General features: G+C 66.5%; 18 protein-coding genes. 3 read left to right on the top strand and 15 right to left on the bottom strand.

What is annotated here, in order from left to right:
* Positions 1-3: 3 nt before the first annotated feature.
* Positions 4-1,050: an ABC transporter substrate-binding protein gene (locus tag ACNJYA_RS24375; protein WP_260383117.1), complete on the bottom strand. Its 1,047-nt coding sequence runs from the start codon at positions 1,048-1,050 to the stop codon at positions 4-6.
* A gap of 45 nt (positions 1,051-1,095) precedes the next feature.
* A complete protein-coding gene (locus ACNJYA_RS24370; protein ID WP_439400840.1) occupies positions 1,096-2,190 on the bottom strand; it encodes an ABC transporter ATP-binding protein in 1,095 nt (364 codons plus the stop codon).
* A gap of 88 nt (positions 2,191-2,278) precedes the next feature.
* Between ACNJYA_RS24370 and ACNJYA_RS24365 the strand changes: the two genes are divergently transcribed.
* Entirely contained in the window at positions 2,279-3,667 is a 1,389-nt protein-coding gene (locus tag ACNJYA_RS24365; RefSeq protein WP_439400839.1) for an amidase, read from the top strand.
* Here the strand turns inward: ACNJYA_RS24365 and ACNJYA_RS24360 are convergent, their stop codons facing one another.
* Positions 3,668-4,417, bottom strand: coding sequence for an aspartate/glutamate racemase family protein (locus tag ACNJYA_RS24360; RefSeq protein WP_439400838.1), 750 nt, complete (start codon positions 4,415-4,417; stop codon positions 3,668-3,670). It abuts the gene before it with no gap.
* Complete coding sequence (locus tag ACNJYA_RS24355; protein ID WP_439400837.1) at positions 4,414-5,130, bottom strand: GntR family transcriptional regulator; 717 nt, start codon at positions 5,128-5,130, stop codon at positions 4,414-4,416. The genes ACNJYA_RS24360 and ACNJYA_RS24355 overlap by 4 nt, the downstream gene beginning before the upstream one ends.
* Before the next feature lie 231 nt (positions 5,131-5,361).
* Between ACNJYA_RS24355 and ACNJYA_RS24350 the strand changes: the two genes are divergently transcribed.
* Both ACNJYA_RS24350 and hydA read left to right on the top strand, forming a co-directional pair.
* The gene (locus ACNJYA_RS24350; protein ID WP_439403466.1) at positions 5,362-6,075 is read left to right on the top strand and encodes a maleate cis-trans isomerase family protein; all 714 of its coding nucleotides are present in this window, start codon (positions 5,362-5,364) and stop codon (positions 6,073-6,075) included.
* Entirely contained in the window at positions 6,036-7,493 is a 1,458-nt protein-coding gene (gene hydA / locus ACNJYA_RS24345) for a dihydropyrimidinase (RefSeq protein ID WP_439400836.1), read from the top strand. The genes ACNJYA_RS24350 and hydA overlap by 40 nt, the downstream gene beginning before the upstream one ends.
* Positions 7,494-7,732: 239 nt before the next feature.
* On the opposite strand, the gene ACNJYA_RS24340 is transcribed toward hydA, so the two are convergent.
* Genes ACNJYA_RS24340 through ACNJYA_RS24290 form a run of 11 tightly spaced genes read right to left on the bottom strand, consistent with a single transcriptional unit; the run spans position 7,733 to position 18,096 of the window.
* A complete protein-coding gene (locus ACNJYA_RS24340) occupies positions 7,733-8,359 on the bottom strand; it encodes an FMN-dependent NADH-azoreductase (protein ID WP_439400835.1) in 627 nt (208 codons plus the stop codon).
* 3 nt (positions 8,360-8,362) lie between these two features.
* On the bottom strand, positions 8,363-9,937 hold the full coding sequence (locus ACNJYA_RS24335; protein ID WP_439400834.1) for an isochorismatase family protein: 1,575 nt from the start codon (positions 9,935-9,937) through the stop codon (positions 8,363-8,365).
* An 18-nt stretch (positions 9,938-9,955) separates the two neighbouring features.
* Complete coding sequence (locus tag ACNJYA_RS24330) at positions 9,956-10,804, bottom strand: MBL fold metallo-hydrolase (protein WP_260383124.1); 849 nt, start codon at positions 10,802-10,804, stop codon at positions 9,956-9,958.
* 30 nt (positions 10,805-10,834) lie between these two features.
* A complete protein-coding gene (locus ACNJYA_RS24325; RefSeq protein WP_439400833.1) occupies positions 10,835-11,719 on the bottom strand; it encodes an amidohydrolase family protein in 885 nt (294 codons plus the stop codon).
* Positions 11,716-12,834 (bottom strand): vWA domain-containing protein, encoded by a 1,119-nt coding sequence (locus ACNJYA_RS24320; protein WP_439400832.1) that lies wholly within the window; start codon positions 12,832-12,834, stop codon positions 11,716-11,718. The genes ACNJYA_RS24325 and ACNJYA_RS24320 overlap by 4 nt, the downstream gene beginning before the upstream one ends.
* Positions 12,831-13,712 (bottom strand): AAA family ATPase, encoded by an 882-nt coding sequence (locus tag ACNJYA_RS24315; RefSeq protein ID WP_439400831.1) that lies wholly within the window; start codon positions 13,710-13,712, stop codon positions 12,831-12,833. The genes ACNJYA_RS24320 and ACNJYA_RS24315 overlap by 4 nt, the downstream gene beginning before the upstream one ends.
* Positions 13,713-13,722: 10 nt before the next feature.
* Positions 13,723-14,745, bottom strand: coding sequence for a xanthine dehydrogenase family protein molybdopterin-binding subunit (locus ACNJYA_RS24310; RefSeq protein WP_172784498.1), 1,023 nt, complete (start codon positions 14,743-14,745; stop codon positions 13,723-13,725).
* The gene (locus ACNJYA_RS24305) at positions 14,746-16,338 is read right to left on the bottom strand and encodes a xanthine dehydrogenase family protein molybdopterin-binding subunit (RefSeq protein WP_439400830.1); all 1,593 of its coding nucleotides are present in this window, start codon (positions 16,336-16,338) and stop codon (positions 14,746-14,748) included.
* Positions 16,339-16,347: 9 nt separating this feature from the next.
* Positions 16,348-16,824, bottom strand: coding sequence for a (2Fe-2S)-binding protein (locus ACNJYA_RS24300; RefSeq protein ID WP_439400829.1), 477 nt, complete (start codon positions 16,822-16,824; stop codon positions 16,348-16,350).
* A gap of 6 nt (positions 16,825-16,830) precedes the next feature.
* Positions 16,831-17,649 (bottom strand): FAD binding domain-containing protein, encoded by an 819-nt coding sequence (locus ACNJYA_RS24295; protein WP_439400828.1) that lies wholly within the window; start codon positions 17,647-17,649, stop codon positions 16,831-16,833.
* A gap of 3 nt (positions 17,650-17,652) precedes the next feature.
* Positions 17,653-18,096 carry an SRPBCC family protein gene (locus tag ACNJYA_RS24290; protein WP_057029889.1) on the bottom strand — a complete coding sequence of 148 codons (444 nt, stop codon included), beginning with the start codon at positions 18,094-18,096 and terminating at the stop codon, positions 17,653-17,655.
* Position 18,097: the final 1 nt, after the last annotated feature.

Here is an 18,097-nt window from a genome sequence, read left to right as displayed (position 1 = left end):
AGCTCAGATCTTGATCTCGCGGTTGAAGCGTTCGATCCAGGCCGAGCGCTGCTCGTTGATCTTCTTCCAGTCCTGGAACACGAACTTCTTCTTCAGCTCGGCCGTGTCCTTGGCCAGCACACGCGCGATCTCGCCGCCCATCGTCACCTTGGAATTGGTCGGCACGATCAGATAGGGCGGGTTCATCAGCGTGGTCTGCACCTCCGGCGTCAGCGCCGCCTCGATCAGCTTGAAGGCGAGCTCGCGGTTCGGCGAATTCTTGACGATGTGGATCGTGGTCTTGAAGGCGATCGCGCCTTCCTTCGGCGCCACGAACTCGACCGGCACGCCGCGCGCCTTCAGGATCTGGATGGCGTTGAAATTGCCGGGCGAGATGTCGATCTGGCCCTGCTGGAACAAGGTGGCGAGCGCGCCGGGATTGGCGGCGACCGCGGCGAGGTTGGGCTTGAGCTCCTCCAGCGCCTTGAAGCCGGGATCGACATTGGCCTCCGAGCCGCCGCGCATCTTGGCGATCTCGACCAGCCAGCCGGTGCCGAGCGTCGAGTTGAGGTTGGTGATGCCGACGCGGCCCTTGAACTCCGGCTTCCAGAGATCGGCCCAGGAGGTTGGCGGCGTCTTGACCGCTTCCGGATTGTAGGTGAGGCCGACGACCTGGAAGAACGGTGCAGGGCCCATCGGCTCCTGCGCCTCGGCGATCAGATCTTTGTAGTACGCGCTCTTCTCGACCGGATAGGGCTCGACCAGATCCTGGCCGACGGCGACGAGGGCGGGGCCGGGATCGTGCAGCATGACGTCGATCGGCGGATTTGCTTTCGCCGCGTTGACCTTGGCGATCTGGTCGACCGAGAGCATGGGATCGAGCACCATCGCGGCATCCGCATTGGCTTTGCGGAACGCGGGCACCAGCACGGCCTTGTGCGCTTCCTCCCAGCTTCCGGTGAAGGTCGCAAACACCAGCGGCCGCGCCTGGGCGAAGCTCAGGCCTGGAAACGCCTTCATGGCCCCGAGTGTGAGTGCCGTGGTCAGCAGGCTTCTGCGGTTCATGATCATGTCAAACTCCCCTCTGGACTGAATCTAAAGCGTTCTGGACTGGATCTAAATCGTTGCGGGAAAGGCATTGGCGAGCGATGGGGCAAGCGGTGCGAGGCGCACCGCCGCGCCGTTCTCCAAAGCTCGCGTCTCGCCGATGCGCGCCTGAGAAACCTTGACGCCGGACCCGTCGGCCGTGGTGACCTCGTGCACGACGGTGGCGCCGTGCGGCAGCGACATGCCGACGACGCCGGCAAAGCCGGTCTCGTCGCCGACGAATTGCAGATGCTCGGGGCGGATGCAGACGGTGACGCGGCCGCCTTCGCTGAGTGCACCGCCCACGGGCCGTGCGATGATCTCCGCGCCGGCATCGAGACGCACCTTGGCAGCAGTGCGGTCCGCCGAGACCACGACACCGGGCATGCGGTTAGTGGAGCCGACGAAGGTGTTGACGAATAGCGTCTGCGGACGGTCATAGATGTCCGATGGCGAGCCGAACTGCTCGAGCTTGCCATGGCTCAGCACGGCGACACGATCGGCCATCGACAGCGCTTCCTCCTGGTCGTGGGTCACGATCAGCGTGGTGATGCCGGAGACGCGCTGCAGCCGCTTGACCTCGATCTGCATGTCCAGCCGCAAATTCTTGTCGAGCGCGGCGAAGGGTTCGTCGAGCAGCAGGATCGACGGCTTGATCGCGAGCGCGCGGGCGAGCGCCACGCGCTGCTGCTGGCCACCGGAGAGCTGCCGCGGCAGCCGCTCGGCCATCGCGGGCAATTGCACCAGCTCCAGCAGGCGCTGCGCCTCGCGCTGGCGCGTCGCCTTGTCGATGCCGCGGGCGGCGAGGCCATAGGCGACGTTCTCGCTGATCGACAGATGAGGAAACAGCGCGTAGTTCTGGAACACGATGCCGACCGCGCGCTTGTTCGGCGGCAGCGCATCGACGATGTCGTCGCCGATGATGATCCTCCCTTGCGTCTGCGCGATGAAGCCCGCGATGATACGCAGGAGCGTTGTCTTGCCGCAGCCGGACGGGCCCAGCAGCGCGATGATCTCGCCGCCCTTGATGTCGAGATTGATGTTCTCGACCGCAAGCGCGCCACTCGGATACCGGTGGGTGACCGCGTCGACGACGAGCGATCGGCCGCTTGGCGCATCAGCCATGGTGTTGCCTCCCGTTGCCCCCAAGGAGAAAGCAAGTCTCGTGCCCGCACCTGTCGCTTTTCGGCGAGCGCTTTGGCATGGTGGTCCGATGACATCGGACCGATCGATTTGCGACCTCACGGCCACCGAGCTTGCCCGCACCATTGCGAGGGGCGAAGTATCCTCGCGTGAGGCCGTCGAAGCGCATCTGGCGCGGATTGCGAGCCTCGATCCGCAATTGGCGGCATTCGTGACGGTTGATGCGGACGGCGCCCGCCGCGCTGCGCGGATGTGCGATGCGGCCTCCGCGCCGGTCGGCCCGCTGCACGGCGTGCCCATAGGAATCAAGGACCTCACCGACACTGCGGGACTTGCGACGACTTACGGATCGGTGCTGTTCCGCGATCACGTCCCGGCCGAGGATGATCTCGTTGTGGCGCGGCTGCGGCGCGCCGGCGCGATCATTCTGGGCAAGACCAACACGCCGGAGTTCGGCTTCGGCGCGGTCTGCACCAACAGATTGCGCGGACCGACGCGCAACCCGTTCGATCCCGCGCTGACCTCCGGCGGATCGTCCGGCGGCTCTGCCGTCGCTGTCGCAGCCGGCATGGTGCCGCTGGCGCATGGCACCGATTTCGGCGGCTCGGTGCGCACGCCCGCCAGTTTCTGCGGCGTCGCCTCGATCCGGCCGACGCCCGGCCGTATTGCATCGCCGCGCCGGCCGCTGGGCTGGGACATGCTGGCAACCCACGGCTTCCTTGCCCGCGGTGTCGACGATCTCGAACTCGCGTTGTCGGTCTGCGCTGGAGGCGATGCGGATGATCCGGTTTCGCGCGGCAGCGCCGGTGATGATCCACCCATCGCTGGCCGTCCCCGGATTGCCGTCACGCCCGATTTCGGTGTCGCGCCGGTTGCGCGCGAGGTCCGCGCGCGCTTCGCTGCGGCTTGCGAGGCGCTCGCGCGCGCCGCCGATGTCGTGCCGTCCTCGCCCGATTGCAGCGGCGCGATCGAAACCTTCCGCACCCTGCGCGCCGCGCACATCGCCAACGCTTACGGCGAGTTGCTGAGGACGCGGCGTGCCGAGCTCACGCCGACGGTGATCTGGAACATCGAGGCCGGCGCAAACCTCTCCGCGCAGGACTACCTCACCGCCGAGCGGCGTCGCACCGCGATCTATCGCAGCTTTCGCGAGCTGTTCACTGTTACCGATTTCCTGGTCGCGCCGGCTGCGTCGGTCTTTCCCTGGCCAAATGAGATCAGCGACGTCACTGCCATCGATGAGGCCGCGCTCGAGACGCCGATCGATTATCTCGCCGTCACCTTCATCGTGTCGCTGGTCGGTTTCCCGGTCCTGACTTTGCCGGCGCCGCGCGGGGTGAATGAGCTGCCCTTCGGCATCCAGATCATCGCGCCGCCGCGATGCGAATCCCGCTTGTTTGCCTTCGGCCGCATGCTCGAGAACGAACTGGAGTTTTCGCATCGCCGGCCGCCTCTCTGATCAGCTGTCGCGATGCTCGAGCTGGGCGGCGAGCGCATCGGCAAGGCCCATGGTCGGCTTGGCGGCGGGCCGGCGGAACGTACCCGCAATGGCCTTGCGCAAACGTAGCGCATGCAGCGCCTCGGCTTGCTTCACTGACGCCATGACCTGATCGACCACGGGGACGGGGATCCGGTCGGCGACGCGCTCGGCAAGGCCCGAGAGGGGGGCGCCGGCAAAGATCAGCACATCGGCCTCGTTCTCGACGATGGCGCGCCGGGCGAGCTCGACCAGCACGTCTTCCTTCTCGGTGCCGACCTCGGAGATCGCCTGAAACGGCGTATCCAGCATGCGGATGCCGGCGCAGCGCTCCCACAGGCCGTGGGCGCGGACGCATTCCTCGTACCAGGGCCCTAGCGCCTGAGCGAAGGTGACGATGGCAAAGCGGCGTCCAGCCATGCACGCGGTCAGCATCGCCGCCTCCGCCATGCCGACCACGGGAATGTCGAAGCTCTCGCGCGCGGCGAACAGGCCGGGATCTCCGAACGCCGCGATGATCGCGGCGTCGACCTTCCTGTGCTGCTCGGCCAGCATTTCCAGCGCGATGGCGCCGCCGATCTGCGCCTCGGTGCGGGTCGCGATATAGGGCACGCCGCGGGTCGCGGTGCAGGGGATCAGCTCGGTGCCCGGTGAGGCCGCGCGCTGCCCGACCCCCAGCATCAGCTGCGTCACCTCGGTGCTGGTGTTGGGGTTGAGCAGCAGCAGCTTCATGAATATGCCACCGTCCGCTTGGCCTGAGAGGCGGCGAGCACTTCCAGCAGCGCCGTGCCGGTGCGCGCGACATGCGCGCCGAGCAGGCGGCCGGCCGCTTCGCCGTCGCGCGCTTCGAGGGCGGCGAGGATGTCGGCGTGCTCGTCGACCGAATTGCTCCAGCGCCTGTCGGCGCCGAGCGCGAGATAGCGCGCGCGCTCGGCGCGGGAGATCAGCGTCTCGTGCGCCTCGCGCAGCGGCGTGTTGCGCGCCATGCGGACGATGGTGTTGTGGATCTCGCCGTTGAGTGCGAAATAATCGTCGAGCTTGCCGTTGCGGTGATGACCTTCCATCCGGGTCTGCAGCGTGCGCAGGCGGGCGAGATCGCGCTCGGTGGCGCGCTCCGCGGCAAGCTCGGCGGCGAGCCGCTCGATGCCGGCGAGGGCCTCGAACAATTCCGAGATGCCGTCGACCGCGATATCGGCAATGCGCGGGCTGCGGTTGGGACGCAGCTCGATCAACCCTTCCGCCGCCAGCACCTTCATCGCCTCGCGCAAGGGGGTGCGCGATACGCCGAGCTCCTTCGACAGCTTCGTCTCCTGGGTCTGCGAGCCCGGCGGCAGCTCGCCGCGAATGATCATCGTCCGCATCCGCGCGGCGGCGCGCTCATGCAGTCCCATTCGCTTGAGCTTGGGCGACTTTCGCCCCGGGTTCGGTTCGGATTTCTGCTGCACGAGAGATTTCCTGCTTGCAACTCATCCTAGCCATCCCGAGCCGAAGGCGATGCCCAAATAGGCGACGTATGTGGCTTAAAACAAATGCATATCGAACAAATTGCATGCAGTATGCAAATTGCCGGTTGCGCGCACCACGGGGGATGCCGATGATCGTTTCGAGGGAGCGTTCATGCGCTCCACGGCAACGGAGCGATCGTGACCGATGTAGTCTTGCGCAAACGCCTTGGCATGATCACGCCGTCCTCCAACTCGGTGCTCGAGCCCGTCACCAGCGCCATGCTGGCCGGTGTCTCCGGCATCACCGCACATTTCTCGCGCTTCCGCGTCACCGAGATCGCGCTCGATGCCGCCGCGCTGAGCCAGTTCGATGCCTCGGTGATGTTGCCGGCGGCCGATCTGCTGGCGGATGCCAAGGTCGACGCGATCGCCTGGAATGGCACGTCCGCAAGCTGGCTCGGCATCGGGCGCGACCGTAGCCTGTGCGAGGCGATCATGGCGCGCACGAATGTTCCGGCAACGACATCGACGCTGGCCTGCATCGATGCGGCGCGCGCGCTCGGCGCCAGGCGCGTCGGCCTGGTTTCGCCCTATACCGACGACGTGCAGCGGCGCATTGCCGACGTCTGGGCCGAGGAGGGGATCACCCCGCATGCCGAGCGGCATCTCGGCTTGCGCAACAACTTTTCCTTTGGCGAGGTCGCGCCGGCGACGATCGCAGGCATGATCCGGGCGGTGGCGGCGGAGGGGTCTGACGCTATCGTCATTCTCTGCACCAATCTCGATGGTGCGACGCTTGCGGCCACGCTGGAGCGGGAGCTGGACATCGCCCTGCTCGATTCGGTCGCGGTGACGCTGTGGCGGACCCTCGGCCTCGCGGGCGGAGATGTGACGGCCCTTGCGCAATGGGGTCGGATCTTCCACACAATGCCAAAGATCAAGTGACGGAGACATCAGTGACGCAACTCGACCTCGCCATCCGCGGCGGCACCATCGTGACGGCCAGCGACGAGTTTCGCGCCGATATCGGCATTCGCGACGGCCGCATCGTCAGCATCGCCGATCGTATCGAGGGCGCGGCCCGCGAGATCGATGCGACGGGTCTATTGGCGCTGCCGGGCGGCATCGACAGCCACGTGCATATCTCGCAGCCTTCAGGCCCCGACGTGGTGATGGCCGACGACTTCGCCTCGGCGACGCGCGCGGCGGCGGCCGGCGGCAACACCATGGTGCTGCCCTTCGCGCTGCAGGAGAAGGGCACCTCGCTGCGCACCTGTGTCGAGAACTATCGCAAGCTCGCTGAAGGTGAGTGCTACATCGATACCGCCTTCCATCTCATCATCTCCGATCCGACTGCCGTGGTGCTCGGGCAGGAGCTGCCGGCCCTGGTCAAGGACGGCTACACCTCGTTCAAGGTGTTCATGACCTATGACGACCTCGTGCTCAGCGACAAGCAGCTGCTCGAGGTGTTCGACGTTGCGCGCCGCGAGGAGGCGCTGGTCATGGTCCATTGCGAGGGCTACGACGCCATCCGCTTCCTCACCAGCAAGCTGGAGCGCGAAGGTCATATCGCGCCGTACTATCACGGCACCTCGCGGCCGCAGGCGGTCGAGCGCGAGGCGACGCACCGTGCCATCAGTCATGCCGAGGTGATCGGCGTTCCCATCATGATCGTGCACGTCTCCGGACGCGAGGCGATGGAGCAGGTGCGCTGGGCCCAGCAGCGCGGCCTGCCCGTTCACGCCGAGACCTGCCCGCAATACATCACGTTGACGGCCGATGACATGAAGGGCCTCAACATGGACATCACGGGCGCGAAATATGTCTGCTCGCCGCCGCCGCGCGATGTCGAGAGCCAGGAGGCGATCTGGGAAGGCATCGCTTCGGGTGTGTTCCAGACTTTCTCGTCCGATCACTGCCCGTTTCGCTACGACGATAAGGGCAAGCTGACGCCGAACGCCCGCACCTCGTTCCGCTGGGTGCCGAACGGCATTCCCGGCGTCGAGACGCGGCTGCCGATCCTGTTCTCTGAAGGCGTCTCGAAGGGCCGCATCACCCTGCAGAAGTTCGTCGAACTGACGGCAACCAACCACGCCCGCATCTACGGCCTCTATCCGCGCAAGGGCTCGATCGGCGTCGGCTTCGATGCCGACATCGTGCTCTGGGATCCCAAGTTGAAGAAGCCGATCCGGCAGGCCGAGCTGCATCACGGCGCGGACTACACGCCCTGGGAAGGTTTCGAGGTCACGGGATGGCCGGTGACGACGATCGCCAGAGGACAGGTGGTCTGCAGCCAGGGCCGGATCGTCGGCAGCAAAGGCGCAGGCCAGGTGCTGAGCCGGGGCAAATCGAGCCTGATCTGATCGAGCTCGACGCGGTGCCACCGCGTTCTGGAGCACGATGAAATTAGGATTGATTTGCTGCGACGACGGAGGTGCGCTCCCTCTCCCGCTTGCGGGAGAGGGTTGGGGAGAGGGTGCTTCCGCAATGGGACAATCTCCAAGAGGAGAAAGCCCTCACCCGGCGCTTCGCGCCGACCTCTCCCGCAAGCGAGAGAGGTGACCGACCCGCGGCAATCGATTCAACCTAAATCGATCGCGCTTCAAAAGGTCGCGGCGATTGCAGCGAGGCGTTGATGGGCCCGTTCGCGGGCGGCATCGATCGGCTGCTGCGGTCCCGTGGTTGGACCGATCAACACGAAACGGACATTGCTGATCCCGATGAAGCGCAGGATTTCCCGCAAGTAGGGCGTTGCCATATCGATGCGACCGCGGTTCATGCCGGTGGCGAAATCGCTGCCGCTGGCGATAATCACCAACGTCGGCCGGTCCTGCAGCAGCGGGAGATATCCCTGCGCCGGATCGAATCGAAAGGTGAGACCGGGCTGGACGATGATGTCAAACCACTGCTTGAGCTTGTAGGGAAGGCCGAAGTTCCACATCGGGGTCGAGATCAGCACGCGATCGGCGAGCGAGAAGCGCAGCGCCATTCGCTCGGCCTCGGCAAAGCTCTCGCGTTGCGCGTCGGTGAAGCCTTGAGCCTTCATGCGCGCATATTTGGCTTCGACGATAGGGCCCGTGAATTCCGGCATCCGCTCACGCCAGATGTCCACGACGTCAACGTCCCAATCCGGCCGGGTCTGACGGAAGCCATCGAGAAAGACGCGCGCGCCGGCCGTCGAGACGGACTCGGCGCGCGGCGAGCAGGACAGGTGCAGGAGCTTTGCCACAGCTCATCCCAGCGCTCTGATGACGGTGTCGGCCCTGGTCACGATCGCGACGTTCTGCATGGCAAAATTGATCGAGGCGTTGTGCCAGTCGGCATTCATGGTCGAGCAGCAATCCTCGGGGACGATCATGAAATAGCCCTTGTCGGCGCCGGTCCGCGCGGTGTGCTCGATCGACATGTTGGTCCAGGCCCCGGTGTTGATGATCATGTCGCGGCCGGTCGCTTTCAGGATCGTCTCGAGGCGCGTGCCTTCCCATGCGCTCATCCGCATCTTCTCGACGACGAAATCGCCGGGTCGTGGCTCGAGGCCTGAAACCGGGGCCGCCCCCCAGCTTCCGCGCACCATCGCCTTGCTGTCGACGAGACCTTCGAACAGCGGAGCGTTCAGCGTGACGCCGGGCGCGCCGGGCTCGACCACGAACCAGACATGGATGATGGCGACGCCGCGGGCGCGTGCGGCTTCCGCGAGGCGCCGCACATTCTCCACGACGTGCTGCTGCTTGGCGTGACCGGGCGCGCCGGACTCGGCGAAAGCCCCGCCGTCCATGATGACGTCGTTCTGGAGATCCTGGATGATCATGGCGCAGCGTTGCGGATCGAGCCGCATCTCGCCCTCGGTCAGAATAGGTGCGGCTGGCGATGAGCTCGGGCTTGTTCCGCCACCAGCGCGCCGGCCGCTCATATAGGGCTCATGCCGCGGGCCGACCTTGGTCGGAATCGCATACACCGAATGCGTCGAGGTGAGGTAAAGCGTGCGGAAATCCGGCCCGCCCCAGGCGAGGTTGGCGACGAGTTCGGGCACGCGGACCTTGCCGAGCAGTTCGCCGCGCGGCGAATAGACCCAGACGCCGCCGGGCGCGGTGACCCAGACATTGCCGTGCTGATCGGACTTCATGCCGTCGGGCAGGCCGGGCTCGAGCTCGGACTTGATGCCGCTCGCAAACACGCGCGCATTCGACAGCGAGCCGTCGCTGTCGACGTCGAACACGCGGATCAGGGCTTGCACGGTGTCGTTGACAAAAAGCAGCTTCTCGTCCGGCGAGAAGCACAGCCCGTTCGGCTGGTCGAACAAATTGCGCTCGACCACGAGCTTCGGCTCGCCGCCGGGCACGAGGCGGTAGACGCCCTGGAAGCCGAGCTGGCGCGGCCGCTCGACACCATAGACCGGCATGCGGCCATACCAGGGATCGGAGAAATAGATCGCGCCGGATGAATGCACGCAGACGTCGTTCGGGCTGTTGAGCTCCTGGCCGCCGAAATGCGAGGCCAGCACCTCGCGCCGTCCGTCCGGGCGTTCGCGAACCAGCGACGAGGTCGCGTGCTCGCAGACGATCAAATTGAGCTCGGCATCATAGGTCATGCCGTTGCATTTGTTCGACGGGCGTTTGACCTCGACCACGCCGCGCCGCGCATCCCAGCGCCGCCGCACGTCGCCCGGCATGTCCGAGAACAGCAGATAATGATCGACCGGGTGCCAGATCGGCCCTTCCGTGAAGTCGAAGCCGGTGCCGATCTGGGCGACCGGCGCATAGGGATCGATCAGGGTCTCGAACTCGCTTCGCAGGGTGACATGCGTCATCGGTCGATCCTCGACATTTCAAGCCGGGAACCAGTTGCGCTGGGGCAGCGATTGAACAATGGGGCCGGGGACCTGATCATGCAGCCGCCCCACGACATTGCCGCCTTCGATCTTGGCCGGCCGGTCGTGGACCGGGAGCAGGTAGCGCGAATTGCTGAGCAGCTTCTTGATCGCCGCCTTCTCCGCGCGCTTGGTGGTGCCATGGTTGCCGGTGGTGCGCGGCTCCCAATCGTGGATTTCATGAAAGGGCGTGACGATCTGATCGTTGAAATCGTAGATCACGTCGCCGCAGATGGTCGCAATGCCGTCGGCGGTGTGGACGATGATGTTCATCGAGCCCTCGGTGTGGGCGTTGGCGGCGTCGCAATAGACGCCGGGCATCAGCTCGATCGGTCCGGTGATTTCGAGATCCAGGAAGCGCAGCGCGCTCTTGGTGTGCAGGCGGTCGATCAGGTGCTTGATGTCGGGCGCAGGATATTGCGGATGCATCAGGCCGGAGACGGAATATTCCAGCTCCTTGCGGTTGAGCACGACGGTCGTGTTCATCGGGAACAGATCGTCCTTGCCGGCGTGGTCGATGTGCAGATGGGTGTGACAGACGAAGCGGACGTCGCCCATGCGCACGCCGTAGCGCGCGAGCTGGTTCTCGATCATGTTCTCATGATACTGGAGCCCTCGCATGCCCAGCGTTTCCATGATCTGGTTGGAGCGATAGCCGGTGTCGACGACGACCGGATAGGGGCCGCCGAGGATCAGGAAGCCGAGGGTGAGGACGCGGCGGGTGCGGCCGCAGTCGCGGCCGAGCACCAGGAAGCTCGATTCCAGCTCGATATCGCCGTAGTCCAGGATCTTGATCTCCAGCGCCATTCGTTTCCCTCCTGTCTCGTTTCTTGTCTGTCAAAGCCGATAGACGCGCGTTGCCGTCGTCCTGAAGATCGCATCCTGTTGCTCCGCACTGAACGGGGCGGCGGCGGCGCGAAAGGCTCCGACGAGCTCGCGATAACTGGTCCACAATTTCTCGATCGGAAAATTGGAGCCGAACAGGCAGCGCTCGGCGCCGAAGATCGCGACGGTGTCGGTGAGCACGGCGGCGATATGCGCGGGATCGTTGCGGTGGATGAAGGTGCCGAGCCCGGACAGTTTCGAGACCACGTTCGGACAAGTCGCGATCCGGGCCATCCCGGCGCGCCAGGCGGCCCGTCCAGCCGGCGAGAGATCCTCGAGCATGCCGGCATGCTGGAGGATGAAGGTCACGCCGGGACAGGATTCGGCGAGCTGCGCAGCATCCGGCATCTGCGGCGTGAAGACCTGGAGGTCAAAACTCCAGCCGTAATCGGCCAGACGCGCGACGTTGCGAAGAATCACGGGATCGGCGCAGAGATCCGGACGCGCCGCGAAGCGATAGAGCGGGTTCTCATGCCAATGCAGCTGCATGCGTACCCCGCGCAGCAGTGGGTAGCGCTTGAGGCGGTCGAGCTGCGGGCGGACGTCGTCGGCCGCGAAATCGGCGTAGGCGACGATGGCGTGCGGCCAGCCGTGTTCGTCGGAGGTGCGCTGCACCCAGGCTGCCTCCTCCTCGAAATGCTCGGGCGCCCAGTTGGTCTGCACGTAGACGGAGCGGGTGACGCCGCTGTGCTCGAGATCGTGGAGATATTCCTTGATCGGATAATCGCGCCGGATCGGCTCGTACGGTCCGAAGATTCGAGGCTGCATCGGGCCGATCAGCCAGGGTAGGTCGGCCTGCCGCCAGATGTGATGATGGCCGTCGACAATACCGTTCACGCAGCTCTCCTTCCCAGTGCCAGGACGTGGGCGACGATGGATGCGCTCGATCCGCCGTCCACGAGATCGTCGACGAAGCGTTCGATCGCGACCAGCGCTTCGGTCTGCGGACGGAAGCCGGGGCCGGTCGCGAGCGGCGTCAGCCAGCTCAGGCGCCAGGCCCGCCGCGATAATTTCGCGACGGCGTCGCGAAGGGCGTCCGGCTCGCCGCGCTCGAGCCCGTCGGACACGATGATCACGGCGGCGCCGCGGGCGTAGCCGCCGAACCGTGGGACCGCCAGGAAGGCTTGCAGCGCGTCGCCGATCCGGGTGCCGCCGTCCCAGTCGCTGACCAGATGGGCCGCGGCGCTCAGCGCCTGCTCGCGGCGTTTCAGCCGCAGCACGCGGGTGACACGGGTCAGCCGCGTGCCGAAGGTGAAGACCTCGACGTTAGGCGCAGCCTGCACCAGCGCATGCGCAAGCTTCATGTTCTCCTCGGTGCGGCTTTTCATCGAGCCGGAGACGTCGATCAGCAGCAAGACTTTGCGCGGCCGTTGCCGCCGCCTCATGTGGCCGAGGCGCAGGATCTCGCCGTCGCTGCGGACGCTGTCGCGCAAGGTGCGGCGGAGGTCGGCAAAGGGGCCGCGGCGCGCCCGCACGCGGCGGTGCCCGCGCCGCCGCGGCAGGCGCCGCGGGGCCTCGCGAGCCAGGCGCCGGAGGGCATCGGTCGTGGAGAGCTGCGCGAAGCGGCGCTCGACCAGCGCCTCGGCGCGCGTCGCGGTCAGACCGGACTCGTTGGCGTCGTCGGCGAGCAGGGGCTCTTCGTCGCCGCGACCTTCCTCCTGCAGGCGGACGGTCTCGTCGTCCTCGCCGTCTTCGGCGCGCTCGATCGCTTCGCTGCCGCGGAAATGCAGGTCGAACAGCCGGTCGAAAGTGGCGCGGCGCTCGGGCGGCGGGGCGAGGGTGGCGAGCGCAGACTGCCTGATGTCCTCGAGCTTGCGTGGTCCGAGCAGCGCGATCGCGGCGAGGAACGCAGTGGTCTGCTCCGGCGCGACGGCGAAGCCGTTGGCGCGCAGCAACGCGACGAATGAAACAAAGGTGCGGGCGGCGCGTGGGAGCTGCAGATCGGTGCTCATGCGGTCGCCTCCGCGAGCATGGCATCGAGCCGCGGCGCGATGAAGTGCAGATCCTCTTCGTCCTTCAGCGCGACGCCGATCGAGCGTTTGAAGGCATCAGGCCAGCGGGCGCCGCCCTTGTTGAGGAGGGTCGCGGCCTCGGCCCAGTCGACGGCTTCTGCGATGCCGGGCGCCTTGCTCAGCGGTTCGCGCCGCAATTTCTCGACGGCCGCGACGACGGCGCGGGCCGTGGCTTCGGCGACGCTGGATGCGCGCATCATGATGATCCGCGCCTCCCGCTCGGCGCTGGGATAGTCGATCCAGTGATAGACGCAGCGGCGGCGCAACGCTTCGTGCAGATCGCGTGTCCGGTTCGAGGTCAGCACGACGACCGGCCGCTCGGCGGCGCGGACCGTGCCGCGCTCGGGAATGGAGATCTGGAAGTCGGAGAGGAATTCGAGCAGGAAGGCCTCGAACTCCTGGTCGGCGCGGTCGATTTCGTCGATCAGCAGCACGGTGGAATCGGGCGCGCGCAGCGCGGCCAGCATCGGTCGTTCGATCAGGAACGTCTCGCCATAGATGTCGATGCTCTCATCGCCGGCCTGGCGGATCGCCAGCATTTGCCGCGGATAGTTCCACTCATAGAGCGCGGCAGACGCGTCGATGCCCTCGTAGCATTGCAGGCGGATCAGGCGGCGGCCGAGCACGGCGGCAATGGCTTTTGCGGCTTCCGTCTTGCCGACGCCGGGCGCACCTTCCAGCAGCAGCGGCTTGCCGAGGGCAAGTCCGAGATAGGCGGCGGTCGCGAGCCCTTCGTCGGCGAGGTAATACGCTGCCCGCAGCGCCTTCTCCAGCGCCGCGGGGCTGTCGATGCCGACGATGTTGCTGCGAACCACCACGGCCGAGCCTCTAGCGCCGCGCCTGCGGCCGCGCGCCGCCCTGGGCCTTGATCGCGCGCAGCACCTTCTCCGGCGTGATCGGCAGATCGTCGATGCGGACGCCGACCGCGTTGAAGATCGCATTCGCCACCGCCGGCAGCACCGGATTGGCGCACATCTCGCCAGGGCCTTTTCCCCCGAACGGCCCATCGGGGGCGGGACGCTCCAGCACGGCAATGTCATGCGGGCAGATATCACCGGGACCGGGCATCAGATATTCGACGAAGTCGCGGGGCCCGTGGACGGGATCGGGATAGTAGGGCTCAGGCGTCTCGTAGAGCGCGTGGCTGACGCCCATCCAGGCGCCGCCGACGAGCTGCTGCTCGACCAGGCGCGGATTGAGCGCGCGGCCGAGCTCGTAGGCGGAATCCATCCGGACCATCGCAACTTCGCCAGTCTCGTCGTCGACCTCGACCTCGGCGACGAGGCAGGCATGGGCATAGCAGGTCGCCGGCGACATCTCGCCGGTCTCGGGATCGACGTCCGACAGCGGGACGAGGAAGATGCCGCGGCCCGAGATGGTCTTGCCCTGCTTGAACTGCGCGGCGATGGCGACGTCCTTGGTCGAGATCGAACGGTGCGGCGCGCCCTTGACGTGGATGTTGCCGCGCCCGTCGGTCTCGAGATCGGCGGCGTTGACCTCGAGCTCCTCGGCCGCGGCCTCCATCATCACGCCGCGCGCCTCGCGGGCGGCAGCCATCACGGCGTTGCCGACGCGATGAGTGCCGCGCGAAGCGAACGAGCCCATGCAATGCGGGCCGGTGTCGGAGTCCGCCGTGTCGACGTAGACGTCCTCGACCGGCACGCCCAGGGTCTCGGCGCAGATCTGCCGCGTCACCGATTTCATGCCCTGGCCGAGGTCGATCGACGACAGCGCCACGGTGAACTTGCCGCTGGGATTGGAATGCACCAGCGCCTGGCTCGGATCGCCGCCGAGATTCATGCCGATGGGATAGTTGATCGACGCCATGCCGCGTCCGCGATGCCTGGCCATCTAGCGCCTCCTGGTGCCGAACACGGATGAGAACCGGGTCGCGCCGTGCGATGGTGCGGCCGGGCGCGGCGGGGGAGGAGGCGGCGCCGGCGGCGGTGGCTCGCGCGGCGGCTCCCGCGTCGTCGCCATCGGCGCGCGGTCATAGCTCGTGCGCTGCTGCGCAGGCGCGGCCGGCCGCGCCCGCGAATCCGTCGGTGTCGGCGGGATGACGGCGCGGCTGCCGCCGCCGTCCTTGCGCGAGGAGGCGCGCCTGAACTCGTCGCGGATCGGCCATTTGGCCTTCTCCGCCGCAACCTGGACGCATTCGATCAGCGCGGTGTTCTTGGCCTCGCGCCGGTGCGCCTTCATATCGCCGTCGCGATAGGCGTTCAGAATCCGGAACTCCATCGGGTCCATGCCGACGAGGCCTGCGAGCTTGTCCATCTGGCATTCGATGGCAAAGTCCATCGCGGTGACGCCGAAGCCGCGCATGGCAGTCGCCGGCGTGCGGTTGGTGAAGACGCAATAGACGTCGCCATAGACGTTCGGGATGGTGTAAGGGCCCGGCAGGTGCGCGGCGCATTTGACCGCGGCATAGCTCGACAGCCGCGTATAGGCGCCGCTGTCGAAAAAGGCGCGGATCTTGCGCGCCACGATGCGGCCGTCGCGCATGACGCCGTCCTTGATGTAGATGCGCTCGGCGCCGCGCGGCGGGCCGTATTGCATCTCCTCCTCGCGGCCGAACACGTAACGCACGGGACGCCCCGTCAGCATGGCGCCGAGGATTGCGAGCGGTTCGGTCAGGGTATCCACCTTGCCGCCAAAGCCGCCGCCGACGGTGCCGCCGATGAAGTGGAAGGTGTTGGAGGGCACGTCCAGGATCTTGGCGCAGGTGTCGACCGAGAAGAACAGCGCCTGGGTCGAGGTGTAGACGACGTAGCGGCCGTTGGTGTCGGGCGCCGCGATGGCGCCGTTGGTCTCGGTCGGTGCGTGCTCGATCGGCGACATCTGGTAGCGCTGCTCGAGCACGTGGTCGGCGGTTGCGAGCGCGGCGTCGGCATCGCCAAAGCGCAGGCGCTGGTGATCATAGACGTCGTGATAGATGAAGGCGTTCTTCGGATAGGTCTCGTTGACCACGGGCGCGCCGGGCTTGAGCGCATCCTCGACGTCGAACACGGTCGGCAGCGGCTCGTAGTCGATCTTAACCTTCCCGATCGCCTCGAACGCCTCGCGCTCGCTGTCGGCGACGATGGCGAGGATCGGTTCGCCCTTGTAGCGGACCTTGTCGACGGCGAGCGACGGCTCGTCATCCTTGCCGAAGTTGATCAGGCTGAGCAGCGTGTTGAGGTTGCGTGGTACGTCCGCGCCGCGGATGATCCGGCGCACGCCGGCCGAGCGCTCGGCCTCGGTGGTATCGATGCGGCGCAGCCTTGCATGGGCCTGGGTCGAACGAACGACCTTCAGGTGCAGCATGCCCTGCAACTGGTGATCATTGAAATAGCTGGACGTGCCGGTGATGTGGCCGAGCATGTCCTGCCGCTGCGTGCCCTTGCCGATTTCCTTGAGGTTATCGTCACGCTCGTCGGCGAAGATGTCCTTGCGCAGTTCCAGCATGGTCTGACCTCAGGCGCTGGCCCGGCCGCCCGCGGCGGCGAGGATGGCATTGATGATCGGCTCGTAGCCGGTGCAACGGCAGATGTTGCCGGAGATCGCCTCGATCACATCGGTCCGGCTCGGAGCGGGATTGCGGTCGAGCAGCGCCTTTGCGGCCATCAGCATGCCCGGCGTGCAATAGCCGCATTGGGCGGCAAAATTGTCGGCGAAGGCGCGTTGCAGCGGATGCAGGTTCGGGCCTTGCTTCATGCCGTCCAGCGTTTCGACGGAACGGCCGGCGACGGTCTCGGCGAGCGTCAGGCAGGAGAGGTGAAGCTCACCATCGATCAGGACGCTGCAGGTGCCGCAGCCACCCTGACCGCAGCCGAATTTCGGCGTCATGTCGCCGATCAGCTCGCGCAGCGCGACGAGCAGATTGGTGCCGCCGTCGACGAAGATCGCGACGTCGCGGCCGTTGTGGCGAAATTGCAGGGGGATCTTTGTCATGGCGAGCTATTCCTGTCCCGATAGCAGGCGTCGCAAATGCACGCCGACGATCTCGCGGCGATACCAGGCGCTGCCGAGCGCGTTGTCGGATGGCGATGTTCCTTCCATGGCCGCAGAGGCCGCGGCTGCGATGGTCGCGGCATCCAGCGAGCGGCCCTCCAGCGCGCGCTCGGCGGCGCGGGCGCGGATCTGGGTCGGGGCCATCGAGCCCAACGCAATCCGCGCACCCGCGATCCGTCCGCCGCTGACCGGCAGATGCGCTGCGAGCGTGATCACCGAGCCGCCCTTCGGCTTGATGCGCGCGATCTTGCGATAACGGAACGCCTCGCTGCTGGCCGGCCGCGTGCAGGACACCGACAGCACCAACGTCCCGGCCTGGCGCTCGCGCCCCTGCAGAAACTCCTCGATCGGAATATCGCGCGAGCCGAAGCCGCCTTGCACCGCAATGGTGGCGTCGAGCGCCAGCAGCGCCACGGTGAAATCGCCGTAAGGGTTCGGCGCGAACAGATTGCCGCCGACGGTGCCCATGTTGCGCACGGCGGGACCGCCGATCGAGCGGGCAGGGGCATGCAGGAAGGCGAGATCGCGCTCGGCGAGCACGCGCGCGAAGGTGACGCCGGCGCCGAGCGTGATGCGCGGACCGGACGCGTCGATCCGGGTCAGCGCCTGGTCCTGCGCCCGGACGATCGTCGAGATCGACACGTCGCCTTCGTTCAGCGCGCGCATCACCAGCGTCCCGCCGCCGAGATAGCGCGCGCTACGGTCCGACGACAGCGCGCCGGCCGCCTCGCTCGCATTCGTAAAGGTCTTTACCGTCACGGCCATGGCTCAAGCGGCCTCCTTCAGATGGCGGCGGATCGCTTCGAATCCGGCCTGATAGATGTCTTCGGCGACCATGTGGGTGATGCGGTCCTTGTCCTCCGGCTTCGTCGTGAATCGCGACTCCCAGTGCCAGAAGGTGCGGTCGCCGTCGGTCACCGGCAGCAGCCGGACATGGGCGACGTAGTTGAACATCGGGACCGGCGTATCGAGCAGGCAGTAGCTGAAGGTCTGCTCGAGGTCGGACAGCGCCAGCAGCTGCTCGCGCAGCTCCGAGCCGTCCTTGAGCTTGAATCGCCTGACGCAGCCGATCTTGTCCGCGGATTGCGCGCGTTCGATCGAGGAGGTCGCAACCGCCGGATGCCAGCGGTCGTGCCCGTTGAAATCGCGCAGCACGTCCCACACCGCGTCGGTCGGTGCGTTCAGGATCGTGCTCTTGACGATATGCGGCACG

Origin of the sequence: Bradyrhizobium sp. BLXBL-01, from assembly GCF_051853025.1 — a bacterium.
In the GTDB taxonomy this organism is placed as follows: domain Bacteria; phylum Pseudomonadota; class Alphaproteobacteria; order Rhizobiales; family Xanthobacteraceae; genus Bradyrhizobium.
This window is presented reverse-complemented; position numbering and strand designations above follow the sequence as displayed.

Excerpts from the sequence above, each read along its gene's own strand:
- ACNJYA_RS24375 (WP_260383117.1), bottom strand. The coding sequence starts at position 1,050 with ATGATCATGAACCGCAGAAGCCTGCTGACCACGGCACTCACACTCGGG.
- ACNJYA_RS24370 (WP_439400840.1), bottom strand. The coding sequence starts at position 2,190 with ATGGCTGATGCGCCAAGCGGCCGATCGCTCGTCGTCGACGCGGTCACC.
- ACNJYA_RS24365 (WP_439400839.1), top strand. The coding sequence starts at position 2,279 with ATGACATCGGACCGATCGATTTGCGACCTCACGGCCACCGAGCTTGCC.
- ACNJYA_RS24360 (WP_439400838.1), bottom strand. The coding sequence starts at position 4,417 with ATGAAGCTGCTGCTGCTCAACCCCAACACCAGCACCGAGGTGACGCAG.
- ACNJYA_RS24350 (WP_439403466.1), top strand. The coding sequence starts at position 5,362 with ATGATCACGCCGTCCTCCAACTCGGTGCTCGAGCCCGTCACCAGCGCC.
- hydA (WP_439400836.1), top strand. The coding sequence starts at position 6,036 with ATGGGGTCGGATCTTCCACACAATGCCAAAGATCAAGTGACGGAGACA.
- ACNJYA_RS24335 (WP_439400834.1), bottom strand. The coding sequence starts at position 9,937 with ATGACGCATGTCACCCTGCGAAGCGAGTTCGAGACCCTGATCGATCCC.
- ACNJYA_RS24330 (WP_260383124.1), bottom strand. The coding sequence starts at position 10,804 with ATGGCGCTGGAGATCAAGATCCTGGACTACGGCGATATCGAGCTGGAA.
- ACNJYA_RS24320 (WP_439400832.1), bottom strand. The coding sequence starts at position 12,834 with ATGAGCACCGATCTGCAGCTCCCACGCGCCGCCCGCACCTTTGTTTCA.
- ACNJYA_RS24310 (WP_172784498.1), bottom strand. The coding sequence starts at position 14,745 with ATGGCCAGGCATCGCGGACGCGGCATGGCGTCGATCAACTATCCCATC.
- ACNJYA_RS24305 (WP_439400830.1), bottom strand. The coding sequence starts at position 16,338 with ATGCTGGAACTGCGCAAGGACATCTTCGCCGACGAGCGTGACGATAAC.
- ACNJYA_RS24300 (WP_439400829.1), bottom strand. The coding sequence starts at position 16,824 with ATGACAAAGATCCCCCTGCAATTTCGCCACAACGGCCGCGACGTCGCG.
- ACNJYA_RS24295 (WP_439400828.1), bottom strand. The coding sequence starts at position 17,649 with ATGGCCGTGACGGTAAAGACCTTTACGAATGCGAGCGAGGCGGCCGGC.